The sequence below is a fragment of the Oleiphilus sp. HI0066 genome, assembly GCF_001635725.1.
Genome location: NZ_LWFH01001161.1, coordinates 1 through 1,440 on the forward strand (window position 1 = coordinate 1; position 1,440 = coordinate 1,440).

The 1,440-nt window shown below is 44.7% G+C and carries 2 protein-coding genes; both read right to left on the bottom strand.

All coding sequences use genetic code 11. The features are described 5' to 3' along the window. Positions 1 to 99 precede the first annotated feature (99 nt). On the bottom strand, positions 100 to 927 hold the full coding sequence (gene aroE / locus A3738_RS15475; protein WP_068483317.1) for a shikimate dehydrogenase: 828 nt from the start codon (positions 925 to 927) through the stop codon (positions 100 to 102). A 7-nt stretch (positions 928 to 934) separates the two neighbouring features. Then, the coding region (locus A3738_RS15480; RefSeq protein ID WP_156504289.1) for a coproporphyrinogen III oxidase at positions 935 to 1,440 on the bottom strand (506 nt) is incomplete at its 5' end.

Consider the following 1,440-nt stretch of genomic DNA (forward strand, 5'->3'; position numbering starts at 1 on the left):
GTTCAGCAAAATTGCGCCGATAATAACTGCCGCACCAGCTAGCATCCCTATCAGGGTCGCTAAATCCATACTTTACCTGCTTTCGTTTTATGCCGATCGTTATCGTAGTGCTGCAATACAATGCGCGGTATTAGGTTGAACATTTCGCCACACACGAAATGCTTCCGCCGCCTGTTCTACAAGCATACCTAAACCATCCATGGTCATTGTTGCGCCGCTGTCTTTGGCCCAACAATTGAAGACCGTCTCTTGGTCCCCGTACATCATGTCGTAAACATGCGTTTCGCTTGAAAAGATCTCAGAAGAAATTTTCGGAAGCTCTCCTGAAAGGCTAGCAGAAGTTCCATTGATCACCAGATCAAATGCACTCGATAAATCGTCAAAACTCTCTGCTGTTAACTCTGCACCGCATGCAACAATTTCAGGTCTTTGTTTGTATCGGCCGACAAGCTGTTCAGCTTTAGAAAAAGTTCTGTTGCTAACTACCAACTGACTTGGAGCTGCCTCAAGAATCGGGAGTAAAACACCCTTAGATGCCCCCCCTGCACCAATCAGTAAGACGCGCTTTCCTGCCAACGAGACCTGAAAATTCTCTTGAATATCTCGTACTAGCCCGCACCCATCGGTATTGTCGCCATAAAGTTTGCCATCTTTCATGTAGAGCGTATTTACCGCTTCGGCAATTTGAGCCCGAGGACTGAGAACGTCACACATTGCAAAGGCTTTTTCTTTGAATGGAACAGTTACGTTTAAACCTTTGTTATTAGCGTCTGAAAAGAAGTCTTTTACGTCTTCCTCAAAAGCATCGATACGGCCCAAGATTCGCTCATATACAAGCTGTTCGCCAGTTTTATTCGCAAACTGGGCATGAATAAATGGGGATTTACTGTGTTCAATTGGATTTCCAATCACCGCATAACGATCCATATTTGTACTACCCCTTCAACCAATCTCGTGGCGATAAAAATGCATTAAGTCGCGCTTCTTCTGAGCCCTCTTCTGCTTGCCAGTTGTATCCCCACTTAACAAGCGGAGGTAGTGACATCAAAATTGATTCTGTTCGTCCGCCCGACTGCAAACCAAACAATGTCCCACGATCAAACACTAAATTGAACTCAACATAGCGACCGCGGCGATATAATTGAAAGTCACGTTGGCGCTCACCATATTCATGGTCTTTTCGTTTCTGAATAATTGGGACATAAGCTTTTGTGTAGCTATCACCTACCGCTTGCATATAAGCAAAAGAACGCTCAAAGCCCCATTCGTTCAAATCATCGAAAAATAAACCGCCAACACCGCGTGTTTCCTCACGATGTTTTAAATAAAAATACTCATCACACCAGCGCTTATGTTCGTCGTATACGTTTTCGCCAAAAGGGTCAGCAGCTGCCTTTGCGGTTTCGTGCCAATGGATGCAATCTTCTTCGAATGGATAGT

Coding starts and splice junctions, on each gene's coding strand:
- aroE (WP_068483317.1), bottom strand. CDS start 927: ATGGATCGTTATGCGGTGATTGGAAATCCAATTGAACACAGTAAATCC.